General features: G+C 65.6%; 21 protein-coding genes and 3 pseudogenes. 10 read left to right on the top strand and 14 right to left on the bottom strand.

Features of this window, described 5'->3' with window-relative positions:
• Positions 1-196: 196 nt before the first annotated feature.
• The 3 genes and pseudogenes from OHB12_RS03790 to OHB12_RS03780 form a co-directional block, all read right to left on the bottom strand.
• A pseudogene (locus tag OHB12_RS03790) lies at positions 197-1,944 on the bottom strand (Tn3 family transposase); the annotation flags it as partial.
• Between the two features lie 200 nt (positions 1,945-2,144).
• The gene (locus OHB12_RS03785; protein ID WP_327116176.1) at positions 2,145-3,152 is read right to left on the bottom strand and encodes a hypothetical protein; all 1,008 of its coding nucleotides are present in this window, start codon (positions 3,150-3,152) and stop codon (positions 2,145-2,147) included.
• A 457-nt stretch (positions 3,153-3,609) separates the two neighbouring features.
• Positions 3,610-4,851 carry an epoxide hydrolase family protein gene (locus OHB12_RS03780; RefSeq protein ID WP_327116174.1) on the bottom strand — a complete coding sequence of 414 codons (1,242 nt, stop codon included), beginning with the start codon at positions 4,849-4,851 and terminating at the stop codon, positions 3,610-3,612.
• Positions 4,852-4,936: 85 nt separating this feature from the next.
• On the opposite strand from OHB12_RS03780, the gene OHB12_RS03775 reads away from it, so the two are divergent.
• Positions 4,937-5,374 carry a MarR family winged helix-turn-helix transcriptional regulator gene (locus tag OHB12_RS03775; RefSeq protein ID WP_327116172.1) on the top strand — a complete coding sequence of 146 codons (438 nt, stop codon included), beginning with the start codon at positions 4,937-4,939 and terminating at the stop codon, positions 5,372-5,374.
• Between the two features lie 205 nt (positions 5,375-5,579).
• On the opposite strand, the pseudogene OHB12_RS36065 reads toward OHB12_RS03775, so the two are convergent.
• From OHB12_RS36065 to OHB12_RS03760, 3 genes and pseudogenes are all read right to left on the bottom strand, one after another.
• Positions 5,580-5,789, bottom strand: a pseudogene (locus tag OHB12_RS36065) (DUF4158 domain-containing protein); the annotation flags it as partial.
• Positions 5,790-6,010: 221 nt separating this feature from the next.
• Complete coding sequence (locus tag OHB12_RS03765; protein ID WP_327116168.1) at positions 6,011-6,406, bottom strand: recombinase family protein; 396 nt, start codon at positions 6,404-6,406, stop codon at positions 6,011-6,013.
• Positions 6,407-6,537: 131 nt separating this feature from the next.
• Positions 6,538-7,440 (bottom strand): helix-turn-helix transcriptional regulator, encoded by a 903-nt coding sequence (locus tag OHB12_RS03760; protein ID WP_327116166.1) that lies wholly within the window; start codon positions 7,438-7,440, stop codon positions 6,538-6,540.
• A gap of 193 nt (positions 7,441-7,633) precedes the next feature.
• Here OHB12_RS03760 and OHB12_RS03755 point away from each other — a divergent pair, with 193 nt between their 5' ends.
• Entirely contained in the window at positions 7,634-8,620 is a 987-nt protein-coding gene (locus tag OHB12_RS03755; protein WP_327116164.1) for an aldo/keto reductase, read from the top strand.
• Between the two features lie 96 nt (positions 8,621-8,716).
• Here the strand turns inward: OHB12_RS03755 and OHB12_RS03750 are convergent.
• Positions 8,717-9,310, bottom strand: a pseudogene (locus OHB12_RS03750) (Tn3 family transposase); the annotation flags it as partial.
• A gap of 125 nt (positions 9,311-9,435) precedes the next feature.
• On the opposite strand from OHB12_RS03750, the gene OHB12_RS03745 reads away from it, so the two are divergent.
• Together OHB12_RS03745 and OHB12_RS03740 are read left to right on the top strand one after the other, a co-directional pair.
• A complete protein-coding gene (locus OHB12_RS03745; RefSeq protein WP_327116162.1) occupies positions 9,436-10,026 on the top strand; it encodes a TetR/AcrR family transcriptional regulator in 591 nt (196 codons plus the stop codon).
• Positions 10,023-10,862, top strand: a complete 840-nt coding sequence (locus tag OHB12_RS03740; protein WP_327116160.1) for an alpha/beta fold hydrolase — start codon at positions 10,023-10,025, stop codon at positions 10,860-10,862. Before OHB12_RS03745 ends, OHB12_RS03740 begins: the two co-directional genes overlap by 4 nt.
• A gap of 271 nt (positions 10,863-11,133) precedes the next feature.
• Here the strand turns inward: OHB12_RS03740 and OHB12_RS03735 are convergent, their stop codons facing one another.
• Together OHB12_RS03735 and OHB12_RS03730 are read right to left on the bottom strand one after the other, a co-directional pair.
• Complete coding sequence (locus tag OHB12_RS03735) at positions 11,134-11,910, bottom strand: SDR family NAD(P)-dependent oxidoreductase (protein WP_327116158.1); 777 nt, start codon at positions 11,908-11,910, stop codon at positions 11,134-11,136.
• An 80-nt stretch (positions 11,911-11,990) separates the two neighbouring features.
• Entirely contained in the window at positions 11,991-12,659 is a 669-nt protein-coding gene (locus OHB12_RS03730; protein WP_327116156.1) for an FMN-dependent NADH-azoreductase, read from the bottom strand.
• A 93-nt stretch (positions 12,660-12,752) separates the two neighbouring features.
• Between OHB12_RS03730 and OHB12_RS03725 the strand changes: the two genes are divergently transcribed.
• Positions 12,753-13,202: a MarR family winged helix-turn-helix transcriptional regulator gene (locus tag OHB12_RS03725; protein ID WP_327116154.1), complete on the top strand. Its 450-nt coding sequence runs from the start codon at positions 12,753-12,755 to the stop codon at positions 13,200-13,202.
• A gap of 469 nt (positions 13,203-13,671) precedes the next feature.
• On the opposite strand, the gene OHB12_RS36060 is transcribed toward OHB12_RS03725, so the two are convergent.
• Positions 13,672-13,875: a hypothetical protein gene (locus tag OHB12_RS36060; protein WP_442799957.1), complete on the bottom strand. Its 204-nt coding sequence runs from the start codon at positions 13,873-13,875 to the stop codon at positions 13,672-13,674.
• A gap of 159 nt (positions 13,876-14,034) precedes the next feature.
• Here OHB12_RS36060 and OHB12_RS03710 point away from each other — a divergent pair, with 159 nt between their 5' ends.
• Positions 14,035-14,514 carry a hypothetical protein gene (locus tag OHB12_RS03710; RefSeq protein ID WP_327116150.1) on the top strand — a complete coding sequence of 160 codons (480 nt, stop codon included), beginning with the start codon at positions 14,035-14,037 and terminating at the stop codon, positions 14,512-14,514.
• A gap of 87 nt (positions 14,515-14,601) precedes the next feature.
• On the opposite strand, the gene OHB12_RS03705 is transcribed toward OHB12_RS03710, so the two are convergent.
• Together OHB12_RS03705 and OHB12_RS03700 are read right to left on the bottom strand one after the other, a co-directional pair.
• Positions 14,602-14,874 (bottom strand): Tn3 family transposase, encoded by a 273-nt coding sequence (locus OHB12_RS03705; RefSeq protein WP_327116148.1) that lies wholly within the window; start codon positions 14,872-14,874, stop codon positions 14,602-14,604.
• A gap of 229 nt (positions 14,875-15,103) precedes the next feature.
• Positions 15,104-15,685, bottom strand: coding sequence for a group II intron maturase-specific domain-containing protein (locus OHB12_RS03700; RefSeq protein ID WP_327116146.1), 582 nt, complete (start codon positions 15,683-15,685; stop codon positions 15,104-15,106).
• 146 nt (positions 15,686-15,831) lie between these two features.
• On the opposite strand from OHB12_RS03700, the gene OHB12_RS03695 reads away from it, so the two are divergent.
• The 4 genes from OHB12_RS03695 (at position 15,832) to OHB12_RS03680 (ending at position 19,030) form a co-directional block, all read left to right on the top strand.
• Positions 15,832-17,061, top strand: coding sequence for a site-specific integrase (locus OHB12_RS03695; RefSeq protein ID WP_327116144.1), 1,230 nt, complete (start codon positions 15,832-15,834; stop codon positions 17,059-17,061).
• A gap of 85 nt (positions 17,062-17,146) precedes the next feature.
• Positions 17,147-17,713 carry a tyrosine-type recombinase/integrase gene (locus OHB12_RS03690; RefSeq protein ID WP_327116142.1) on the top strand — a complete coding sequence of 189 codons (567 nt, stop codon included), beginning with the start codon at positions 17,147-17,149 and terminating at the stop codon, positions 17,711-17,713.
• Entirely contained in the window at positions 17,683-18,036 is a 354-nt protein-coding gene (locus OHB12_RS03685) for a hypothetical protein (protein ID WP_327116140.1), read from the top strand. The genes OHB12_RS03690 and OHB12_RS03685 overlap by 31 nt, the downstream gene beginning before the upstream one ends.
• The gene (locus OHB12_RS03680; protein ID WP_327116138.1) at positions 18,026-19,030 is read left to right on the top strand and encodes a tyrosine-type recombinase/integrase; all 1,005 of its coding nucleotides are present in this window, start codon (positions 18,026-18,028) and stop codon (positions 19,028-19,030) included. The genes OHB12_RS03685 and OHB12_RS03680 overlap by 11 nt, the downstream gene beginning before the upstream one ends.
• A 1,247-nt stretch (positions 19,031-20,277) precedes the next feature.
• On the opposite strand, the gene OHB12_RS03675 is transcribed toward OHB12_RS03680, so the two are convergent.
• Both OHB12_RS03675 and OHB12_RS03670 read right to left on the bottom strand, forming a co-directional pair.
• A complete protein-coding gene (locus tag OHB12_RS03675) occupies positions 20,278-21,510 on the bottom strand; it encodes an IS256 family transposase (protein WP_327116137.1) in 1,233 nt (410 codons plus the stop codon).
• Between the two features lie 187 nt (positions 21,511-21,697).
• Positions 21,698-23,140, bottom strand: coding sequence for a flavin-containing monooxygenase (locus OHB12_RS03670; protein ID WP_327116135.1), 1,443 nt, complete (start codon positions 23,138-23,140; stop codon positions 21,698-21,700).
• Between the last annotated feature and the right edge of the window lie 205 nt (positions 23,141-23,345).

Here is a 23,345-nt window from a genome sequence, read left to right as displayed (position 1 = left end):
CGGTGACCGGTGAGAGGCAAGCCATTATTGAGCCACACCAATGACGCAGGCGGGCAGCCGATTAGGGAGCTTCTCACCGGGCACCTGGACCCGATCCTGGCCGGGATCAAGTCCTACCGCCAGTGTTAAGTAGCCGCATAGCGCGTGGTTCGAAACGGCTACAGCTGGATGTCAAGCAGGACCGTGACGTCAGATATCAGAACAGTGTGTCGCGCATTCGCAGGGGCCGATAGCCGGTCGGCCCGAGCTGGGCCAGCTCGGCGTCGATGTCGACCTCGATCGCGCCGAAGAAGTTGATGTTCTCCGAGTGGGCCGGAGACACGTGGGCCAGCACCTCGCCGTCCACCCGGCGGCCCTCACGCCGCATCTGCTCGACAGTGAGTCCGAAATACTCTGTCGTCCAAGCGATTACCGCATTGGTGGCCAAGGTCAAGCACCACATTTGTTCGGCCTGATCCTCCAGATGCCGCGCCCGGATCATGCTCTCGTGGGCGTAGAGCAGATCGCGTTTGAGCGCGTGGACCGGCTCGCCCCTGTTCAGCTGGCGAGCGATCTTGCGCCGATAATCCGGATCCGACAAATAGCGTGCGGCGTAGATCGTACGACGAAGCGCTCCATACTCTTTCAACGCCGCAGCGAGGGCGTTCTGCCGCCCCGACGCCGACAGCTTCCCGACCAGCAGGGACGCGGTCGCGTGCCCGAACTTCAGCGATCCGGTCAGACGAAGTAGATCGTCGTAGTGCTCGGCGATGAGGTCGAGATTCAGTTTGCGGGTCAACAGCGGTCTGGCGCACGGGAACTGCGACTCGATCTGCGAGCGCGACCCTGGCCGGTACGGGGTGATCTTGCCCAGATCCCGGATTCGGGGCGAGAGTTGCATGCCGAGTAGGTCGAACAATGCGAAGTCGACCAGGTCACCCCGTGGGTGTCGGTCGCGTGCTCGGTGATCGGCAGATCCTTGGCGTTGCCCAGGATCTTGTCCAGCACGTAGTGCGCCTCGCGGCGGGTCGTGACGATCACCTTGGTGCCATAGGTGTTGTGCTGATCGGTGAGCCACGCGTAGGTAGACAAGCCTTGGTCGGCGAAGAAGCGCGGGACCGTGCGGGCAGTGGTCGACTTGCCGCGGGTCGGGAACCGCTGCCCGTCGCTGGACGATAGTGTGCTGCCGCCGAAAGTCGCGGTGAGCGGCAGCCTTTGGTGGTAGTCGATGATCGTCAGGTTCGCCGCACGCAGCGTCTCCTCCCGCACATACCATTCCTCGGTCCACCGCAGAATGTCGTAGGAGATGCCGCACGCGTCGGCCATGCTGCGCAGCCCGAGGTTGGTCGCATTGGCCAGCAGGACCGCGATCAAATTGCGTTTCAGGTCGGAGCTGCGGGCCTGCTTGCCGGTGGCGTGGGTGAAACAGTCCAGGTAACCGGTGCGTTTGTCCAGCTCTATCAGCAGTGACACGATCGGCGCGAACGGCAGCATCTCGGTCAGCTCCGCCTTGGGTTCGGCCGCCTCGGCCGGCACATCCTCGGCGGTCAGCGGTGAGATCACCAGGTCACCGTCGTCATCGAGACGGACCGGGCCATCACCGTCGGCGAGTACCTTCTCCAGCTCACCGACCGAGGCGTGCAGTTTATCGACCGCGTCCGCCAGCGCGCGGGCCGGATCAGCGGATTTGCCGACCAGGCGGCAGAATTCGGCGCGCTGGGGCGCCCACTGCTCCAGGGTGAGCAGATACGCCGCCGGATCGGCGTAGCGGCGCGAACCGGGCACGAACACGTCCCCGGTGCGTAGCCCGTCACGCAAGCCGAGCAGCACGCACAGCTCCCAATAGTGCCGGTAGGCGGTGGGATTGCCGGACTTGCGGGCCTCCTCGAGGTAGCCGCGCCACTTGGTCGGGACGAACCCGGTCGGAGCCTCGTCGAACACCTTGCGGCGGTCGGTGGCGTTCAGGGGTGCCGGTAGCACCGACGAAGTTTCGGTCGGATATAGCCGTGACTTGCGGTGATGTTGATGTGGTTGGTTGAAGGGTTCGCGGCGCCCTGCCGACGAACAGCGCTGGTATAGGGCTGAGACCATGCTTGAAATGCCGCAATGCACTGCGCCTTTGAGCTCGCGGGCGGGTAGTAGGTGTCCGGCTGCGGGGACGGCGGTCATTCGGCAGCGAGTTCGGCCAGTACGGCGCTCAGGCGAGCGTGTTCGGCAGGGTCCGGACCCGGGGCGGTGTGCGCGAGGGCTCCGGGGCCGGTGTACAACACCTCGTTGCCCTCGGAGCGCAGCTCGTCGACCCTGGCGCGCAGGTACGCGGCCGGGTTGTCGTGCGGGTGCTCCTGCACGGCCGCGTGCAGCCACGCGTAGCCGCGGCGAAGGTCCGACTCCGGGAAGATGAGAGCGCCGCGGGCGGCACGAGCCTGCTCCCAGAAGCGGTCCTCCCAGGAGGTCCAGGTCCAGCCGGGCCAGCGGGCGGTGATCTCCTCTGTACTCGGGTGCCAGATCGGCAGCGTCCAGCCCGAGATCCGTCGCTGCACCGTGTCGATGTGTAGGCCGCCCTCGGGAACGACGGGCAGGTGCTGCTCCTCGAGTCTCCGGAAGAGCCGTCCGGTCAGGGCGGGGCCTAGGTCGAGCAGGTGGCAGAGGAAGCCGTGCCGGACGGCGTACGCGGCTACCCCGTTGTCGTCCTCGACAGTGATGATCTTCACGTCCGCGTAGAGATCCTCCAGCGAGTCTATGGGCATGTACTCATCGATGGGTTTGCCGGGGTCAGGGAACACGGACGCGACATGATCGTCGTTGGTGTCCGCTGGCTCCATCGCGGGATCGCCGACATACGCGCGCACCTCGCGCAGCCCACTATCCCACCGCACCTGCCAACCCGGCCACGTCCGCAGCAGCACGCGGAAGAAGCAAGCGCGCTGCACGAAGTCCTGCTCGTACATCGAAGCCTGGAAGAGCAACACCCGCTTGTCGTGGTCGACCAGGGCGACGCCCTCACACCAGACGTCGTCCATCCATCTGTCGCGCCGGACCTGCTCCTCGATGAAGTGCGTCGCGCTCACCGGCCCAGGCGCCAGATCGAGGGCGAGGCCCTCCGCACCCCACTGCGAGTAATACAGCTCCCAGGAGCCGTTACGTACGAGTACGTAGTGTGCTCGAGACCCCATGCACCGCCCCTACCCGTTCACTGACACCCGCCATGCGCACCGGATGAGCGACCCGATATGACGGCTCGGCCGCCATAGTACAATCAGCCAGGTTTCCGCACGTCTTCCAGCAGACGAGAGTGCCGTTGCCAGGTGGTGCCGCCCAGAGCTGCCATGTACTCATGGCGAATGTCTCTGTCGAATCGCCGACCAAGGACTCCTCGACATCCGTACTTCGGCCACCCCGCCCCTCGCAAACACCGCCATTGACGACTTTCGTCACCAGTGCGATACGCGCCTTCCTTCGGATCGACCAACCCGTCTGACGACGCTATTCCGCCGGCATCGGCACCGCTCCGGCTGCGATCTACCGGATAACAGCCCATTATCCCGGGCAAAGAGATCCGCTCGGGCCAAGCTGCCGAACGCGCGATATGCGGTATAAGCGGGTATTCGCCTGGTGCTGAGTTGGTGCGTGTCAGCGCCGTCCCCGGAAGGTTCGGCGTAGGTCACCGGTCCATTGGTCGGGGATTTCCCAGGGAATGAAGTGGCCGCCGTGGTCGTGGACGGTCAGATTGACGTGGTTGTACCACTGGGCGCGGTCGCTGGCGCGAAAGTGTTCGACGCGTTGGGCGGTGCTGATGCCGGGTGGGTTCTCGTAGCCAACGAAGGTGATGCCGGTGGGGGCCTGCACGACCGGGAGACGGTCGTGGGAAGGCGTCCAGGGGTAGCGGTTGTGGTTTGCGTAGAGGCGTATCGAGGTGCCGATGGTGTTGGTGGCCCAGTAGATCGTGGCGTGCGTGAGGAGATCGTCTCTGCTGAACACGGTTTCGATGTCGCCGCCGTTGTCGCTCCATTTGAACCAACGTTCCAGGATCCATGCCAGCATGCCCGCCGGGGAATCGGACAGGGCGTGGGCGAGGGTGCTGGGGGCGAGGAGGTGTGCGGCCAGGTGGACGGCGAAACGCTTGTCCAGCTCCACGATTCGTGCGCGTACCTCGGCGGGCAGGCTGTCGGGAATCGGCAGTCCGCCGCTGAAGTCCCAGGCACGATCGCCGTTGAACAGGGTGAGTTTCAGTCCGGATCCGATGTGGATGGCATACAACTCGTCGGCGTACTTGTGGCCGAGCTGCGCGGTGACCAGCGCGCCCACGTCGCAGCCGGCGGCACCGTATTTCTCGTAGCCCAGAACATCGGTCATGAGCGTGTGCCACAGGTCGGCGACCTTCCAGAAGTTCACATCCGGGCGGTTCGCCAGCGGGCTGGAGAACCCGAAGCCGGGAAACGAAGGCACGATCACATCGAACGCCTCGGCCGGATCACCGCCGTGCGCCCCCGGATCCGCCAGCAAGTCGGCGACCTTGGACCAGTGCCAGAACGTCCAGGGCCAGCCATGTGTCAGAATCAGCGGCGTCGGATCCGGCCCGACGCCGGGCCTGCGCATGAAATGCACTGGCACACGGTCGATTTCGACCTTAAAATGATGATAGGTGTTGATCTCGGCTTCGGCTGCGCGCCAGTCGTATCCGCTGCGCCAGTAGTCCACGAGCTCCTGGAGATAGCCGCGAGGCACGCCGTAATACCAGTCTTCATTGCCGACATCGTCGGGCAGGCGGGTCAGATCCAGACGCTGCCGCAGGTCGGTGAGCACGCTGTCGGGGACGTGAATCTTCTTCGGCGTCAAGGGGAACGGTCGGGCATTGTGGGTTCTGTCGCTCATCTGGCCTCCTGCGCCGTTTGGTGTCCGACTATACATAAGTAGCTTATTTAAGCAATTTTTATAAGTTCCGGATATAGTTGCTCGCGTGGACGACATCGACGATTTCGACGTGGACGCCTTCGCCGCGGCGATAGAGGACTTCAACCGCGTCTACATCCGCATCCCGGTACAGGAGAAGCTGCCGTTCACCACGCTGTCGGTGCTCGACACCCTGGCTCACCGGGGCCCCGCGCGGCTGACCGATCTGACCGAGACCGAGCAGCTGACCCAGCCGGGCATCACTCAACTCATCGCGCGCTTGGAGCGCGACGGGCTGGTGCTGCGCCGCCGCGACCCTGGCGATGGACGGGCCGTGATCGTGCACCTCACCGAGGCAGCCCGGCAGGTGCGGCAAACCCGCCACGAGGACCGGGTCCGGTACCTGGTTCCGATGGTCGCCGAGTTGAGCCCCGCCCACCGTCGGGCACTCGCCGCCGCGCTGCCCGCCCTCACCCGGCTCGCCCAGCTGGAGCGAGAGCGCTGACACGCAGGATCTACCCGGCGACCTACCGCTCGCTCATCGGCTACTTACAGGACGTAGATGAGACGCGGCCGGAGCACTGGGGTCAGGGTCAGAAGAGGGTGTCGCGGACGCGGAGCGGCCGGTACCCGAGCAGGGCGAGCTCGGCGTCGATGTCGACCTCGATCGCGCCGAAGAGGTTGATGTTTTCGCTCTGCGCCGGGGAGATATGTGCCAGCACGTCGTCATCGATGCGGCGGCCCTCGCGGCGCATCTGCTCCACCGGATGTGCGTGCGCGACCCGGCGCACCAGCGTGTCAGGACTGGGCCGGATCACCCGCGCCGAGATCAGGTACTCGCGCGCGAGCCGGAACAGCAGCGTCGGCGAGTCGTGCTCCATCTCCCGCGCCAGCAGGAACTCGTCCAGTTCCTTCAGCTCCCGCAGACACTCCAACTCCTCATCCGCGAACACCAGCGTCGCCACGAACCCCAACCTCCAGCCGTGCCGGTCAACATCATCGGCAGTCAAGCCGAACACTCACCACCCAGATCCGCAGCCCCGACCTCAACAATTAGGGGTTCCGGTAGTAACCGCGTGGAAACAACGACAATGGCTTGACCAGCAGTGATGACGGGTTGCCGGTTCCGAATTGATGGGGGCTACACGCGCGGCGGGGGGCCGCTGATGATGCGGTGGATGGTGGAGCGTCCGACGCTGTACTCGTCGTAGATCTGGTTGCCGAGACCGAACAGCACATCCCGCTCGCGTAGCCCGGTCAGGATCTCCCCGGCTTCGGCCATGTTGCGTGCGAACCGGTCGAACTTCGTCGTGGTCAGCACCACTTGCCGGTCGGTGACAGCGGTGGCCGCGGAGGGGACCGCGGTGAGGGCGTTGTCAAGGCCGGTGCGGTTCATGCGGGTGGTGCCGGAGAATCCTTTGTCGACGAAGATCCGCTCGCGAGGGACGCCGAGGACGATCAGTTGGTCGATTTGGATCTCGACGTCTTGTTCGTCCGTGGAGCAGCGCACGTATCCGACGCGGAAGGGTTCGATCACCCGTTCGATTGTTCCTTATAGCGGGGGTTCACCGGGACGGTGCCCGGAACAGTCTTACGGAACACCCGTGATCAGGGCGGGAGCTGGTCGGGTGGGATGTTCCGTTGGCCGATCGGCTTACGGAACACCTGCTACGACCTATCCGGAGACTTTCTTTCGGTCTCCGTCTGATCCGAGGTGTGGGCGTTCCAGCTGGCGAGCAGGCGGATCGCGTCGTGTTCGGGTGAGCCCGGCTGCGGGGTGAACACGGTCATAACCTGATCCGCCGCGGTGTCGATGGTGAGGTTCTCGAACGGCAGGGTGAGCCTTCCGATCAGGGGATGCTGAAAGGCCTTGGTGCCTGCGCGGTGTGTTTTCACGTCGTTGGCGGCCCAGCGGGTGCGGAATGCGTGGCTGCGGGTGGACAGCTGACCGATGAGGGCGACCAGCTCCGGGTCGTCGGGGTGCCGACCGGCCTCGATGCGCAGGATCGACACTGTGTCAGCGGCGATACGCTCCCACTCGGGAAACAGGCCTCGGGCCGCGTGCTCGTCGAGGAACATGAAGCGCGCTGTGTTCACCGGGCCGTCGGTGTCGAGCAGCGGTGCGTAGAGGGCCCGTCCGAGATCGTTGGCGGCGAGGAGGTCGAGGCGGCTGTTGAACACGACAGCGGGCAGGTGGTTGATCGAGTCCAGCAGTACCCGGATTCCGGGGCTGATCGTGGCGGTGATCGCTGGTTTGCGACGCTTGCGGGCTTCGGGGGTCAGTGCGGTGAGCAGCCGGTCGAGGTGGGCGCGTTCGTCGTCGTCGAGTTGCAGCACCGCGGCGATGGATTCCACGACGCCCGGCGAGGGGCCTGTGGCCCGGCCTCGTTCGAGGCGGATGTAGTACTCGGGGCTGATCCCGGCCAGCAGGGCTACCTCTTCGCGCCGCAGGCCCTTCACACGGCGCCGGGTCCCGGTCGAGGGCAGGCCCGCGTCGCCAGGTGAGACCCGGTCACGGCGGCTGCTGAGGAATTCGCGGACCGCTGTGCGCGCTTCCTCGTTCTCGTCCATGGTGTCGAGCGTAGATGCAGGTAGGCCGGGTAAGAGGGACACCGTGAGCACCCCTCTCGCCAGACCCTGTCTTGTTCCCGGGACACGGTGTTGTCTGAAGTCAGGGAAGCACCGCGGCAGTGATGCCGCGCCCGGCGGGCCGTCCCGGCCATCCCTGTGATCACCATCGACGAACCGACGAAGGAGTTATTCGATGAAGCCTGCTTTTCTCGGTACTCTGGAGGTGTCCCGTATCGGCCTGGGTGCCATGACCATGGCTGGCACCTACACCTCTGGCGGAGGGTTGGACGACGACGAGTCGATCCGCACCATCCACCGTGCGCTGGAGCTGGGTGTCACCCACATCGACACCGCCGAGATCTACGGCCCCTTCCACAGCGAGGAGATCGTCGGCCGCGCGATCGCCGGGCGGCGCGACGAGGTTGTCGTCGCCACGAAGTTCGGCCTGCTCTCGCATCCGGTGGCGGGCACCGGGCCCCGCAGTATCGATAGCAGCGCCGCGAATGTGAAGGCCGCGGTCGAAGGGTCGCTGCGGCGGCTGGGCACGGACCGGATCGACCTCTATTACCAGCATAGAGTCGACCCCGGCACACCGATCGAGGAGACCGTGGGCGCGCTGGCCGAACTGGTCGCCGAAGGCAAGGTCCTGCACATCGGGCTCTCGGAAGCCTCGCCGGAGACCATCCGGCGCGCCCACGCGGTGCACCCGCTGGCGGCGTTGCAGACCGAGTACTCGCTGTGGACCCGAGACCCCGAGGACGAGCTGCTGCCGCTGTTGCGCGGCCTCGGTATCGGGTTCGTGCCCTACTCCCCGCTGGGCCACGGCTTCCTCACCGGTCAGCTCCGCTCGCCTGCCGACATCCCTGACGACGACTGGCGTAAGACCAATCCCCGGTTCATCGGGGAGGCATTCGACGAGAATCTGCGCCTGGTCGACGAGGTTCGGGCAGTCGGAGACGAGGTCGGCGCCACCTCCGCGCAGGTCGCACTCGCCTGGCTGCTGGCCCAGGGCAGCGACATCGCGCCCATCCCCGGCACCCGCCGCGTCGCTCGCGTCGAGGAGAACACCGCCGCCGACGCCGTCGTGCTCACCACCGACCAACTCGCGCGCCTGGACCGGCTCACACCAGCGATCGGGGCCCGCCACGACGAAGCGAACATGGCGAGTATCGACCACTGACCGATCCGGACCTCACCTCGCTGTGATCCCCGGTCGAGAGCCGACCGGGGATCACAGCGACGGGGATGGACTCAGGCCGAACCGGCATGCGTGCGGTCAGAACAAGGTGTCGCGGACGCGCAACGGCCGGTATCCGGTCGGGCCGAGTTGGGCGAGTTCGGCGTCGATGTCGACCTCGATCGCGCTGAAGAAGATGCTCTCGCGGTGCGCGGGCGAGATGTGCGCGAGTACCTCGTCGTCGATTCGCCGCCCGGCCCGGCGCATCTGCTCTACGGCCAGGCCGTAATACTCTGTGGCCCCGGCGATGACCGCGTTGGTGGCCAACGTCAGGCACCAGGCTTGTTCGGTCTGGGCTTTCAGATGGCGGGCCCGGAGGGCTCCCTCGTGGGCGTAGATGAGATCGCGTTTGAGTGCGTGGATGGATTCGCCCTCGTTGAGCTGGCGTGAGATCTTGCGCCGATAGTCCGGGTCGGACAGATAGCGGGCGGCGTAGATGCTTCGGCGCAGCGCCCCGTATTCCTTGAGCGCGGCCGCGAGCGCGTTCTGCCGCCCGGACGCGCACAGCTTGCCGACCAGCAGCGACGCTGTCGCGTGCCCGAACTTCAGCGACCCGGCCAACCTGAGCAGGTTGTCGTAGTGCTCGCGGATCAGATCCAGATTCAGCTTGCGCGTGAACAGTGGCCCAGCATAGCCAGCCTCGTGGTCAGAGGCCACCCGATCCGCAACCTTGCCGAAAATGACGGATAGCTTCCCTTGCAAAAACTAGGAGTACTAGGATAAATACGATCTGCCCTAGTTTAGAGGAGGTCGCGCGGATGATGGTACGAGCCGGGCTGACCGCTGAGCGGATCACGCTGGCCGCGGCAGATCTCGCCGACGAGGTCGGTATCGACAACATCACCATGTCGGCGCTGGCCAGACAGTTCGGCGTCAAGGACGCGAGCCTCTACTCGCACATCAAGAACCTCCAGGAACTGCGGGCCAGAGTGGCCATGACGGCCGCCGCCGAGAAGGCCGACCTGATCGCGGCGGCGGTCGCGGGCCGGGCGGGACGCGACGCGCTCGGCGCGTTCGCGCACGCCTGGCGTGAGTACGCGCTGCGCTATCCCGGCCGATACGCCGCAACGCAGCTGCCGGTCAGCGCCGAAGTGGCCAAGGCTTCGCCCGGCGCGCTGCGCGGCATCGAACTCACCTATGGCATGCTGCGCGCCTACAGCTTGGCCGAACCCGACCTCACCGACGCGGTCCGGTTGCTGCGCAGCACCTTTCACGGCTACGCCACCCTGGAGGCGACCGGCGGCTTCAGCCATTCCCGCGATACCGCCGCCTCCTGGGAACGCATCATCGACGCCCTGCACATCGCACTCGAGCAGTGGCCATCCCGGCACCAGGAGCAGTCATCATGAGATCCGACACCTTGAAAGTCCCCGGGGCCACCCTCTACTTCGAGGTGCGCGGCAGCGGGCCGGTTCTGCTGCTGCTTCCTGGCAGCGGGGGCGACGCGGCCGTTTTCGATCCCATCACCGACCCGCTCGCCGAGCATTTCACCGTCGTCACCCTCGACCCGCGCGGCTACTCCCGTAGCGTGCTCGACCAGGACGCACCAGCCGACATGCAGGTCGAGGTACAAAGCGACGACGCCTTCCGCCTACTCGAACACCTCACGCCCGCAGGCGAAGACGCTTACGTCTTCGGTGGAAGCGGCGGCGCGGTGGTCGCGCTGGATTTGCTCGCACGGCACCCACACCGGTTGCGGTCGGTCGTCGCGCATGAGCCGCCCTGCTTTGCGGTGCTGCCCGACGCCGCCACACACAAAGCGTTCGTCGACGAGGTATACGAACTCTTCATGGCCGAAGGCCTCGCCGCCGCGGGCGCACGCTTCCTCGAGGGCATCGGTGGAGGGATGAACGCCATGCCTGATCCCGCCGAGCTCCCGCAGCGCGCGGCGGAGATGATCGGACGTCTGCACGCCAACGCGCCGCGCACCATGGCACACGAATTGCGCACAGTCACCTCACACCAGCCCGACCTGGCGGCTTTGGCGCCGCTCTCCGACCGCCTTGCCCTCGGAGCGGGCCGGGAAAGCAAAGGCAGACTCCCCTACCGTCCGGCCGAGACGATCGCCGCGCACTTGAACATCCCGCTGACCGAGTTCCCCGGCGGGCACAGTGGATTCACTGACGCACCCACCGAATTCGCCCGCCTCCTGCTCGATTTGCTGCTGGATGTCCGCGTGCGCTGATCACAATGTCGACCGACCAAGCCTTCCGTTTCGTTTGCCGAGCCACATTCGATTCCGCCAGCCGACGGTTGCCAGAGAAGGGGTCGCGGAGTAGATTCGCCCGCTCAGCGCTGAACATCCAGCGGTTTTGAGCTGTAGGTGATTTCATGTCGGCGTGAGTCCCACGTGTCGCGAATGGGAAACCCCGACACGAAACGATTCGTGCCGGGGTCGGAGCGAGCCCAGGCCTGGACTGACAGGTCCCCCTGATGACGGCTGGCAGCGCGAGTTGCTAGCCGCCTGCGTATGGGGCGCGGGCAGCGGAGGATCCTTCGCGGAGGATCTCTCCGGTGAGGTTCCTGTTGGCGTCCGATCCCAGGAACACGATCAGGTTGGCGACGTCATCGGAGTCGGACAGGCGCCGCGTGGGGGTGCCGGCAGCCAACTTGTCGATGACGGCGTCAGGGAAGGTGGCCCTGCTTTCGGTGAGGGTGAATCCGGGTGCGACGACGTTGACGAGGATCCCGTCGCGGCCGCCTTCCCAGGCGAGGCTGCGCGACAGGCCGGACAGGGCGGATTTGGCAGTGCCGTAGGGGCCCGGTCCGGGGATTCCCTCCTCGGCCACGCTGGAGGAGATCAGCACGATCCGCCCCCATCCGTTCCTGCGCATGCCGGGCAGTACCGACCGGATGACCGCCACGGTACCGATCAGGTTGGCGCCGACCATTCTGTTCCAGTGGTCGAGCGGGACGTCTTCGAAGCGAACGCTGGGGTCGGGCGGAGCGTCACCGCCCCAGTCGACCGCGTTGGCGACGAGCACGTCGATATCCCCCCAGCGCTCGGTGACTGCCCTTACCGCTTCGGCCGCGGTGGAGGGATCGCCGAGCCGGAACGGGACGGCGATGGCTTCCCCGCCAACTGCCTCGACTGACGAGGCCACGTTCTCGGCGCCAGCGCGGTCGGTGTGGTAGATGATCGCCACCCGGGCCCGCTCGGCCGCGAACGCGCGGGCGGCGGCAGCACCGATGCCCTTGGAAGCTCCGGTCACCAGGACCACACGGCCCTTCATCCCTGTATCCATGTTTCTCCGATTTCCGTTCTTTTGACTTCCTGCGACGCACCCGCTCGAGAATCGTTGCGGGAGTTGATTCAGGTGGGCTGCTCAACCCGTTGCCCGATCGCCCCGGCGAGCGTTGCGGCAGCTTTGAGCGCGGCCGCGCGCGACGCTTTGTGAGCATCGGTGAACTCGGCAAGAAGCGGGACGTGCGGCGCGTTGGTCAGTTCGGTGTGGATGAAATGCAGATCCGTGAGACCGAGTGTCTCGAAGTAGGCCCGCAGATAGGGCTCCTGGTGGTCGTACGCTTCCCGCGGTTCTCCCGGCGCGTACGAGCCACCTCTGGCGGTGACCACCACCGCGGTCCGTCCGGCCAGCGGCAGCCAGGGGAAGGAGATCTGGTCGATCCACGCTTTGAGCGTCGAGGGGAGCGAGAAGTTGTACATCGGGCTCGCGATCAACAGCACGTCGGCCGCGAGCAGTTCTTCGATGAGCGGCTTGCTCACCGCCCAACTTCTTTCCTGCGCCGATGTGTGCACCACGCTCGACATTCCGGCCAGCTCTCGGATCCCCGCTACTGAGGCCTGGATCGCGATCTCGGTGCGGGCCTCGTCGACCGGCGGTACGGGATCGGCGCCCAAGTCACGGTAGGTGTAGTCCCCGCTGGCGCGCCGGGTGCGCCACTCCGTGGCGAACACCCCGGCGACTTCGCGGGAAAAGGAGTCTCTCCTGGCACTGGAGTCGATATGCAGGAGATGGGCCATGATGCCTCCAGTCAGTCGATTCCATAGCCGACTATACAATAGCCGACTATACAATAGCCGACTATACAATAGCCGACTGTACAATAGTCGGCTATGGAACATTCCGGGCCTCGATCGGGCCGTGAGATCGCTCGCAATGCCGGTCCCGTCGGTTACTCCCTCGCGCACGCCGTACGCGCGCACCGGGCCGATCTGACGCATCGACTCGCACTGCTCGGGCTTCATCCCGGCCAAGAGCTGATCGTTGTCGACCTCCGTGAGAATCCAGGGTCGACGCAGGCCGAGCTGGTAGCGCGTATGGGTATCGAGCAGCCCACGATCGCCAAGGCCGTCAGCCGTATGGAGCGTTCCGGCTTTGTCGAGCGGACCCACGACGATTCCGACCGGCGGGTGATTCGACTGCGCCTGTCCGCGCGGGGAGAAGAAGCGGTCGAGTCGGTGCTGGCCGCGTGGCGCGACGCCGAAGCGGCGGCCACCAGGCGGCTCAGCGCGGTCGAACGCCGCCAACTCGTGAATCTGCTGCAAAGAATCGGCGAAGCGTGATTCCGGTCCCGGGACGCGGGATCTTCCAGCACGGTTTGCAGCAGCAACGTGTTCATGTGGACCAACGAATGCAGCGGATGCATAGACGCCGCGGCGTGCTCGCGATCGGGCCCGCCAGGTCGGAGTCCTTGCCGTAGAAGACGATCCCGTTGTCGGAGTTCCAGTTCTCCACCGCTTGCAACCCTGAGTGGATCCCGCGACACAGTTCCTCCGATGCCAGGAACGCAGACAAAGAGCGTGCGGACCGCCCGCCCCAAAGCCTCGAGAGCCTGGTGGGTGGCGTGTTTCGGGCCGCCTGGAGTAAACGGGGGTCGATACTGGTAGGCACCTGTATTCAAGCGGTCGGAATTCCCTCCCCGATGAACTGTTCAGCGGGTGTGGTCGCCGGGTGCGTAGGTGTTCCAACTCCCTCCGGCGGCCGTCCAGATCCGGTTCATGTGATGGGCCGAGAAGCCGAGGGCGTCGGCGATCACCGGCGCAGGGGCTTGGCGGACGAGCTGGCGCAGCGTCGATGCCCTGGTGGCTCGAGAGGGAAGGTCCAGATCGGCGCGCAGATGTCCCAGCAGGGCGCTGAAGTGCAGGGGTTGCCCTGCCCGGCGGCCGGGGTGCATTCGAAGATGTCGCAGAGCGCGGCCAGGACCGGTAGCGACAGCCATTCCGGCCTTTGGGTCACCGTCCGCCAAACCTGTACCGTGGACAGGTTTGATCCCGCGGCGGTCGTCTTCTCGGCGACCAACTGCCGGGGAACATCCCGAACTCGTCGTCGCCGACGGATCTTCTGCTATTCGTCGGGTGCATCGGGATCGCGCAAGGGCCGCCTACAGTGGCGTCCATGACCCAGATGCACCCGGAACTGGCAGCATGGCTCACCCGCCAGGAGGCGGACTTCCCGTCCTGGGCGGAGGCGACCGGCACGCCGGAGACCTGGGATTTCTCCCCCGCCTCACTCAACGCCCTCGAGGCACTGATCCGTGAACGGTACGCCGACACACGTGCCATCGACGCCGCCCGGCACAGCACGTTCGTCCAGGTCGCCAGCTGGTACGTCGGCGAGATCGCCCGGCGCGTCAACGGGGCCGCCTGGCACTACCTCCCCGCGGATCCCGCGGCTCTCCCCGGGGCCCCCGGGTCGCGGCAGAGTGTCTGGACCAGAACCCCGCGCGTCGCACAGGGCCCCGCGGTCGAGACCCCCCGGGTGTTCCCCCTCAACGCACTCGTCGCCATCCTCGTCGAACCGGACGAGAACGACGACGAGGAGACGGCGTCCGAGTGGGGCGGACCGCTGCGCGATGCGCTGATCCTGGAAGCGTAGGGGCGTGTGGGGTGGGTTTGCCCGCGCGTGCGGCGGGGTCGTCAACCGTTCTTGGGCTGCCAAGCACCCCGGATCTCGGCTCGAGGATTACTCGTTAACGGGCGCGTCAGGGTCGCGCAGCGGCCGGCGCCGCCCGCGCAGGTCGGGCAGCAGGAAGCTGTAGTGCCCCTCGAGACCGAGGTGGGCGCGGATGAATGCCAACAGCCGCGCCACATCAGCGTCGCACAGCGGGTAGCCCGGCTCACGCAGCACGCTCAAGGCGTGGTCGAGGTAGACGGTGTTCCACAACACGACGCAGTTCAAGACAAGTCCGAGCGCCGACAGTTGGTCTTCCATGCCTTCGTAGTAGGCCTGGTACATCTCCCCTTTCCGTGGTAGACGGTGCGGGCCACATTGTGGCGGCCGTCGGTGAGGTTCGACTGGCGCTTGCCTTCGCGCCGGTAGGGCTCGTCGTCGGCCAGCCGCAGGATGGTTGGGTCGGACCGGGACACGGTACTGGCCTTGCAGCCAGCCCGTTTTCCCGGGCCGCCCGCCGCACCCGCCGTGCGCGTCTCCGCGCAACGGGCGCTCCACGCGCCTTTCCCGCTGGTCAGGCACCGATAGCAGTGACTGCCGGTTTCGGGGTCCACGGGGTCGGGATGGTGTTGCCGCGGTAGCGGTAACGAGTCACTTTGACGCTGGATGCGCCGGTGAATACAACCCCGTTGTGGTCGATGATCCAGGTACCCGGTCGGCAGAACCGGCGACGCAACTCGCTCCACTTGAGCCGAGAGTTCTTGTTATGCAGCCACTTTGCGATGCGACGCCACGTTATGTGGTCGATCGCGTGGAACACCTGCTTGGACACCCCGTACCTGAAATGGTTCGCCCAGCCCCGCAACGTCCTGTTCAAACTGTTGACCAGTTCGTCCAGAGTGTGATGTAGGGTCGATCTGTTCGCTTTCTCCCGAACCTTGCCCTTGATCGACTGAACAGCCTCGGCATGATGCCGGTCGCCCGACACCATCAGGACGAAGTCGTCCGCGAAGCGGACAATCCTCCAGTTGCCCAGGCCCTTTCGCTTCCGCGTGGCGCGCCGTCTATTGGTGCCCATCAACTCTCGCCATTGCTGGTCGAAGTGCTCGTCCAGCGCAGCGAGGGCAATGTTCGCCAGCAGCGGGGAGAATCCCACCTTATGAACAGCGCCGGGTTATGTGCACCGCTGGCCGGTATGGCCTGGTGGACAGCGATTTTGGGGTCGATCACTGCGCATAACGCGGATCCTCTGATCAGGAGGCCCGGTATGGTGCCGGGCCGCATGGTCGGAGGTCAGTTGTTATGGCGACTTTGTCTGCGTTGGTGTCGGGCCTGGAGTCGGAGCTACAGCGTCTGGGCTACAAGGAATCGACGCTCGTCTGGTACCGGGGCTGCTGGCGGCGGATGCAGAAGTACTTCGCTGCACGGGGTGTCGAGGAGTTCTGTCTGGATGCGGCGATGGCGTGGGTCGACGACGCGTGTGGCTTCTTCGGCAAGGAGCAGGCCGGAACCCTGAAGCAAACCGATGTGTACTTGTTCAGGGTCGCTCAGATGCTGGAAGATTACGCGGTCCACGGGGCGGTGCTGCGCCGCTACAGCCGGTCGGTGAGCAAGCTGGACGAGGCTGGCGCCGAGACAGTCGCCCGGTTCCAGGATCACCTACGTTCGGCTGGGCGGTCGGTATCGACGGTGCGGACCTACGGGACGCTGGCCGGGGAGTTCGTTGCGTTCACCGGCACCCGTGGAGGGTTGGGCTGCTGCGACGCGGCCGTGATCGGGGCGTTCGTCGCCACGCTGACCGGATACCAGGTCAAGACTGTCGAGCAGAAATTGTGCGCGGTGCGGTCGTTCCTGCGGTTCGCCTGCGCGGCCGGCTTGGTCGGCGGGGCGTGTCTGGAGGCGGTGCCGGCGGCACGCTCGGCTCGCCACGCCAGGATCCCGTCGGTGTGGGGTCCGGGCGAGGTGGCCAGGATCGTGGAAGCGATCGATCGGAACAACCCGTGCGGGAAAAGGGATTACGCGATCATCCTGCTGATCTCCAGGCTCGGGCTGCGCGGGGTCGACATCAAGCGGCTGGAGTTCGCCGACTTCGAATGGCCGGGCGACCGGCTGTTCGTGGTGCAGGCCAAGACCGGTCACCGGGTGGCGCTGCCGCTGCTGAAAGATGTTGGCTGGGCGGTGATCGATTACATCCGCCGTGGCCGGCCGGACTGCGACTGTCCGCAGGTGTTCGTGCGGCACACCGCCCCGATCGGCCCGTTTTCCGACCAGGACCATCTGCATCAGATCTTGGTCAAACATGCTCGGGCGGCGCACGTTCCGGTGAGTGAGAAACGCCGTCATGGCATGCATTCGTTGCGGCATTCGCTGGCGACCCGGCTGATGGAAAGCGGCACGCCGGTCGAGCAGATCGCCGACATCCTCGGCCACCAGGACGTCCGGTCGACCGGTGTCTACCTGAAATCCTCCCTGGGCCTGCTGGCCAAGTGCGCGCTGGACCCGGACTCGCCGACGAACGGAGTGTCGCGATGAGCGCCGCGGTCGCGATGACCGAGGCGATCACCGCCCTGGTCACCGAAAACGCGCCACGGGTTACAAATACCACGCCGAGCAGCGGGTGCTGACCCGGTTCGCCGCGTTCACCGCCAGTGAGTTTCCTGGGCAGCAGGCACCCACCCAGGCTTCGGTCGAGGCATGGATCGCGGCCGCCCGCCGGCGCGGAGTCACCCCGGCGACCCTGCACGGCTTGGCCGCGCCGGTGCGGGAGCTGGCCCGCTGGCTGGGCCGCCGGGGCGTGGCGGCCTACGTCTTGCCCCCCGGGGTATTGCCCCGCCCCGCCCGATACGTCCCGCACATCTACACCGACCAGGAACTGGCGGCCCTGTTCACCCAGACCGACCGCTGCCACTACGACTCGCAGGTCCCGTTCCGGCACCTGGTCATGCCGGTGTTGTTCCGCACGATCTACGCCTGCGGACTACGTGCTTCCGAAGCCCGGCTGCTGCTTTTCGGCGATGTCGACCTCGAGGTCGGGGTCCTGACAATCCGCGACGGCAAGGGCGGCAAAGACCGGCAGGGCCCGGTCAGCGCCGCGCGCGCGACAGGCTGGCCGACTACCACACCCGCGTCGCCGGGCGCACCGGCGGGGACTGGTTGTTCCCCGGCACCACCGGGCGCCCGCTGACGATCGGCAACATCGACAAGAACTTCCGCCGGTTCCTCTGGCAGGCCCGCATCCCCCACGGCGGCCGGGGCCACGGCCCCCGGGTCCACGATCTGCGGCACACCATGGCAGTCAACAATCTTCGGTCGTGGTTCGCCCGCGGCGAGGACGTCGCCGCGTTGCTGCCGGTCCTGCAGGCCTATATGGGGCACGCGTCCATCGGCGACACCGACTACTACCTGAGGCTGACCGCCGAGTCCTACCCGCACATCACCGCCCGCATCCAGCGCGCCTACGGCGACAACGTCCCACCCGTCACCGAAAGCCCCTGCGATGGCAACTGATTTCGCGGTGTTGCTGCACCTCTTCCTCACCTCGCACCTGGCCGGGCTGCGCGGCTGCTCACCCAACACGATCGCCTCCTACCGCGACACCTTCAAGCTGCTGATCGCCTGGTTCCGCGACAGCAGATCCATCCCGCCCGACAAACTCACCCTCGATCGCATCGACGCCGACGCGATCACCGGATTCTTGGACTGGCTGGAAACCGAACGGCACAACAGCATCTCGACCCGCAACCAGCGCCTGGCCGCAGTCAGCTCGTTCTTCCGGTGGCTGCAATCCCAGGAGCCGGCCAGGATGGCCGGCTGCCAGAACATCCTCGCCGTCCCCGCCAAACGCAAGGCCCAACCGAGCATCAATCACCTCACCGTCGCCCAGGCCCGCCGCCTGCTCGCCGGGCCCGACCGGTCCACCCGGCGAGGCCGCCGTGACGCGACCCTGCTGGCCACCCTCTACGACACCGCCGCCAGGGTTTCCGAATTCGCCGACCTGACCGTCCGCGACACCCGCCTGCAACCCCCTGCCCTGGCCGCGCTGACCGGCAAGGGCCGCAAAACCCGCCACGTCCCGCTCGGCGACAACACAGCGGCCCTGCTGAACGCCTACCTGGCCGAACACGGCCTCGACAAGCCCGGCCACGACGACCACCCACTGTTCACCAACCAGCATCACGGCAAACTCAGCCGCGGCGGAATCGCCTGGATCATCAGCAAATACCAGGCCCGCGCCGGCGACCCGGAACTGACGGGAGCAAACCTCAGCCCGCACATCCTGCGCCACAGCAAGGCCATGCACCTCTACGAGGCAGGCGTCCCGCTGCCCTACATCCGCGACATCCTCGGACACGTCGACCTGACCACCACCGAGATCTACGCACGCGCCTCCACCGAGGCCAAACGCAAAGCCCTCGAAGCGGCCTACACCGAAATCGTCACCGACGAGCTACCCGAATGGAACCACGACACCGGACTACTCAACTGGCTCGCCAGCCTCTGAACCCAGCACAGAACACGAAGGTTATGCGCAGTGATCGACCCCAAAATCGCTGTCCACCAGGCCATACCGGCCAGCGCTGCACATAACCCGGCGCTGTTCATAAGGTTCGTTATGCGCAGCTGCGCATAACCCACCCTGGGGCACCCCGGTCCAGGCGTCTTCCGTTTCTCCGAAGGTCGTCATGACTCCGGATTTCAGGAACGCCTTCACCAACGCACACACCCGCTTGTCCTTGACCCGTCACCGCACGCGGCTCATCAGCATCGGCGACTCCTGTGTCATGGGGGCAATTGATCAGCAACATACTTCGACGGGAATCCATCCCAGCCCTGCCTGTCGGGAATCCGACTCACCGCGCTGATCAGAGGGGCCTCCGAAGGCGCAGAGTCCACGTCCCGCCTTGGGGGTTCAGGGGTAGGAAACCCGGAGTATCCGCGACCGCATTCCGGGAGAACGTTCTCTCTGGCTGATCGGCTTGCCCCCGGCAACGTCGACCGGGGAGGTACTCGCCTCCAACGGCACTCACCAACCGATATCACCCAAGTTACCGAGGCATCAAAATCAGCCAATACCAACATCTTCCGCGCCAGTGTGGTGTCAAATTGCCATTGATCGGCCTTGTTCGATGTGCCCAGTCAGGAGTGCCCGCGTGCCACGTGAAATCGATTCGGCTGTCTTCCCCGCATCTGGATGCCGATCTGGCCCGTGTCCGTGACGTTCTCAGCCCCGTGCAGGCCAGAGCTGACCGCACTCACAGACGAAGGACCCGACACCTCCCGCCGCCCGAAAAACGGCAAAGGCTATGGCCAACGCACCGGATAACCGGCGCCTTGGAGGCGTTGGCGGATCGCCACTACATCGACCGCTCTGCATCCAAGTGCCCAGCTGGCCTCCATGACCCTGGCTGGCGGATATGGGCGCGAATCGGATTACCCGCTGTCCGCCTGAAGTCCCGGGACTTGCCGGACAGTCGTAGGGGGTAGGGGTAGGGGCTCATCTGCCAGAAATCCCGGCGGTAGCGCGCTATGGCAGATAGCCGCGCACTATCTGCCATAGGTCGCGGGTCGTTCTGGTCCGACGGAGCCGTCAGTCGAGGTGACTCGGGAAACTAGCTGCCGTACAATGCAATCGGATCACATCCGAAGCGGTACGAACTGCCAGTTGGACGGCGCTCCATGCCGCTACCGCCGGATGGTCAAGTCCAAACGGGTGGTGTATCGGGGTGATTGCCGCGTGACCCTGTTCGGTCAGGCGGTCAGCGCTGGGGTGGGGTCCTCCTGTTCGGTGGGGTCGGCGAGGCCGCGGGAGCGGGCGAGGACGTCGAGTCCGAGGTAGCGGCGGCCCTCGATCCATTCGTCATGTTGCTCGGCCAAGACGGCGCCGACGAGGCGGATGATGGCTTGACGGTCGGGGAAGATGCCGACGACGTCTGTGCGCCTGCGGATTTCCTTGTTCAACCGTTCCTGGGGGTTATTGCTCCAGATCTGGCGCCAGATCTGTTTGGGGAACGCGGTGAACGACAGCAGGTCAGCGCGGGCGGCGTCGAGGTGGGCGGCCACCTTCGGCAGCTTCTCGGTCAGTGCATCGAGCATGCGATCATATTGTGCGGCAACCGATTCGGTGTCTGCCTGGTCGAATACCGAGTGCAGCAGGGTCCGCACCCACGGCCACGACGATTTCGGGGTGACCGACATCAGGTTCACCGTGTAATGCGTACGACACCGCTGCCAGGCAGCTCCGGGCAATGTCGCGCCGATCGCGGCGACCAACCCGGCGTGGGCGTCGGAAGTGACCAGGCTGACTCCGGACAGGCCGCGGGCGACCAGGTCGCGGAAGAACGCCAGCCAGCCCGCACCGTCCTCGCCGCTGGTGACCTGGATGCCGAGGATCTCCCGGTAGCCGTCGGCGTTGACACCGGTCGCGACCAGGGCGTGCACGTTGACCACGCGGCCGCTCTCGCGGACCTTGAGCACCAGCGCGTCCGCGGCGACGAACGTGTACGGGCCTTGGTCGAGTGGGCGGGTACGGAACGCTTCGACCTGGGCGTCGAGCTCGGCGGCCATAATCGACACCTGGGACTTGGAAAGCTTTGTCACACCGAGTGATTCGACGAGTTTCTCCATGCGTCGGGTGGACACGCCGAGCAGGTAGCAGGTCGCCACCACCGAGGTGAGGGCGCGTTCGGCGCGTTTGCGGCGCTCGAGCAGCCAGTCCGGGAAATAGGAGCCCGAGCGCAGCTTCGGGATCGCGATGTCGATCGTGCCGACACGAGTGTCGAAGTCGCGGTGGCGGTACCCGTTTCGTGAATTGACCCGATCGTCGGAGCGTTCGCCGTAGCCGGCGCCGCACATCGTGTCGGCTTCAGCGCTCATCAGTGCCTGGATGAACGTGGACATCATGTCGCGCAGCAGATCCGGGCTCGCGACGGCGAGTTGGTCCGACAGCATCTTGGACGGGTCGATAGGCTGGACAGAGGTCATCGCGTGAAACTTTCTTCCTTCAGTGACTTGGTAGGTCTGTTGAAGGATCACGCGGTGACCACCCTTCACTCGGCTACGACACGCCCAGACTTTGCTGGCGTCCGGCCGTACACCATCCTGCTGGACTCAACCCGCCGGATTTCCGGCAGATGCTCCCTATCCCCCCTGGACCGCCCGTAAATTCTGCCTACGGCATGAGCCGGTAGTCCGCGATCTCGACTCGGCGGGTGCGTCGGTCGTATTCACTGACCAGTCCGGGCCAGTTCGTCGAGATCCGGCCGGTTTCGGAGCGGTACCAGCTCGGACAGGAAGCCCATACCGTCGAGGCGAGCCTGCGCTGCACTTCGGTATCGTAGTGTCGCTCGACGTCGGCGCGAACGTCCAGTGCGGTTCCCGGATGAGTGTCGAGATGCTCGATGAGTTGGCGGATGTAGCGCGCTTGGCGTTCGAGCATGTAGATGATCGACCCGGAGCCGAGATTGGTGTTCGGGCCATACATGATGAACAGATTCGGAAAACCGGGTACCGCGATGCCTAGGTAGGCCCGCGCGCCTGCGGCCCACACATCGTGCAGGTCGCGACCGTTGTGATCTCGGATCTTCATCGGCGCCAACAGTTCCTGCGGCCGGAAGCCCGTTCCGTAGATGATGGCGTCGACGTCGTGCTCGACACCGTCGGCAGTCAGGATTCCTCGGGGGGTGATCTCGGTGATGGCCTCGGTCACCACGTGCACATTGGTTTCGGTGAGCGCGGCATAGAAGTTGTTGCCGAATAGCACACACTTGCACCCGATCGGATAGTCCGGCGTCAGCGCCGCCCGTAGTTTCTCGTCCGGAATTTGTATGCGCAGATTCCATTTCGCGATCCAGCCGACAAAGCGTGCGATGCTTCGATTCCCCCCAAGGCCCAAGGCGGCAAGTTCCCCGCCCGACCAGCACAGCAGCCGCTCCGCGCTTTGCAGCAGTGGCCTCCGCCGAAACGTCAACCGGTGCAGACGACCGTACGCGGTGTCCGGCTTCGGCAGGATGTAAGGAGCCGATCGCTGAAAGACCGTCAGATCGGCCACCACCGGCTGGATCCGCGGCACGAACTGGACGGCGCTCGCACCGGTTCCGATGACCGCCACCCGCTTGCCGGCGAGTTCGTAGTCGTGATTCCACTCCGCGGAATGGAAGCTGACGCCCGCAAATGACTCCCGGCCCGAGATCGCCGGGATTGCCGGTCGGGACAGCTGGCCGGTGGCGGGCACGAACACGTCAGCATCCAAAGTCTCGCCAGTGTTCGTCTCGATTCGCCACCGTCGCGTTGCCGCATCGAAGTCCGCGCCGGTCACCTCTGTGTTGAACCGGATGTGCGGGCGCAGACCGTAGTTGTCCATCAGCCGGTTCAGGTAGGCCTTGATATCGCGCTGCTCCGAATACCGTCTCGGCCAACTGGGATTCGGGGCGAATGAGAACGAGTAGTACGGCGACGGAACGTCGCATGCCGCACCCGGATAGGTGTTCTCCCGCCAGACTCCCCCTGCCTCGGATGCCTTCTCCAGGATGACGAAATCATGGTGACCGGAGCGCACGAGCTCCAACGCCATCGCCACCCCACCGAATCCTGCACCGACGATGACTACAGCCACAGACTCAGCCTAGCGCCGCATCCTCTGAAGAAGCTCCGAACCCACGGCCGGTCGTGCTGAAACCTCGACACGTCGCCCGATGGATCATGGCCGACCCGGCCCGAAACTGCGTGAGGGAGCAATGGATTCCGCTAGTCTCAGGGCGCGTTTTCCCAGCCCCGCGCGGTAGGGCGGGCTGATCGCAGTCTCACCCCAGCTCATCTAC

The sequence above is a fragment of the Nocardia sp. NBC_01730 genome (genome assembly GCF_035920445.1).
Taxonomy (GTDB): Bacteria; Actinomycetota; Actinomycetes; order Mycobacteriales; family Mycobacteriaceae; genus Nocardia.
Note: the sequence above shows the minus strand (reverse complement) of the source record. Positions and strands in the feature narration are given on the sequence as shown.

Coding starts and splice junctions, on each gene's coding strand:
- OHB12_RS03735 (WP_327116158.1), bottom strand. CDS start 11,910: ATGAAGGGCCGTGTGGTCCTGGTGACCGGAGCTTCCAAGGGCATCGGT.
- OHB12_RS03745 (WP_327116162.1), top strand. CDS start 9,436: ATGATGGTACGAGCCGGGCTGACCGCTGAGCGGATCACGCTGGCCGCG.
- OHB12_RS03675 (WP_327116137.1), bottom strand. CDS start 21,510: ATGACCTCTGTCCAGCCTATCGACCCGTCCAAGATGCTGTCGGACCAA.
- OHB12_RS03740 (WP_327116160.1), top strand. CDS start 10,023: ATGAGATCCGACACCTTGAAAGTCCCCGGGGCCACCCTCTACTTCGAG.
- OHB12_RS03755 (WP_327116164.1), top strand. CDS start 7,634: ATGAAGCCTGCTTTTCTCGGTACTCTGGAGGTGTCCCGTATCGGCCTG.
- OHB12_RS03710 (WP_327116150.1), top strand. CDS start 14,035: ATGACCCAGATGCACCCGGAACTGGCAGCATGGCTCACCCGCCAGGAG.
- OHB12_RS03695 (WP_327116144.1), top strand. CDS start 15,832: ATGGCGACTTTGTCTGCGTTGGTGTCGGGCCTGGAGTCGGAGCTACAG.
- OHB12_RS03705 (WP_327116148.1), bottom strand. CDS start 14,874: ATGTACCAGGCCTACTACGAAGGCATGGAAGACCAACTGTCGGCGCTC.
- OHB12_RS03680 (WP_327116138.1), top strand. CDS start 18,026: ATGGCAACTGATTTCGCGGTGTTGCTGCACCTCTTCCTCACCTCGCAC.
- OHB12_RS03730 (WP_327116156.1), bottom strand. CDS start 12,659: ATGGCCCATCTCCTGCATATCGACTCCAGTGCCAGGAGAGACTCCTTT.
- OHB12_RS03780 (WP_327116174.1), bottom strand. CDS start 4,851: ATGAGCGACAGAACCCACAATGCCCGACCGTTCCCCTTGACGCCGAAG.
- OHB12_RS03760 (WP_327116166.1), bottom strand. CDS start 7,440: ATGGACGAGAACGAGGAAGCGCGCACAGCGGTCCGCGAATTCCTCAGC.
- OHB12_RS03725 (WP_327116154.1), top strand. CDS start 12,753: ATGGAACATTCCGGGCCTCGATCGGGCCGTGAGATCGCTCGCAATGCC.
- OHB12_RS03785 (WP_327116176.1), bottom strand. CDS start 3,152: ATGGGGTCTCGAGCACACTACGTACTCGTACGTAACGGCTCCTGGGAG.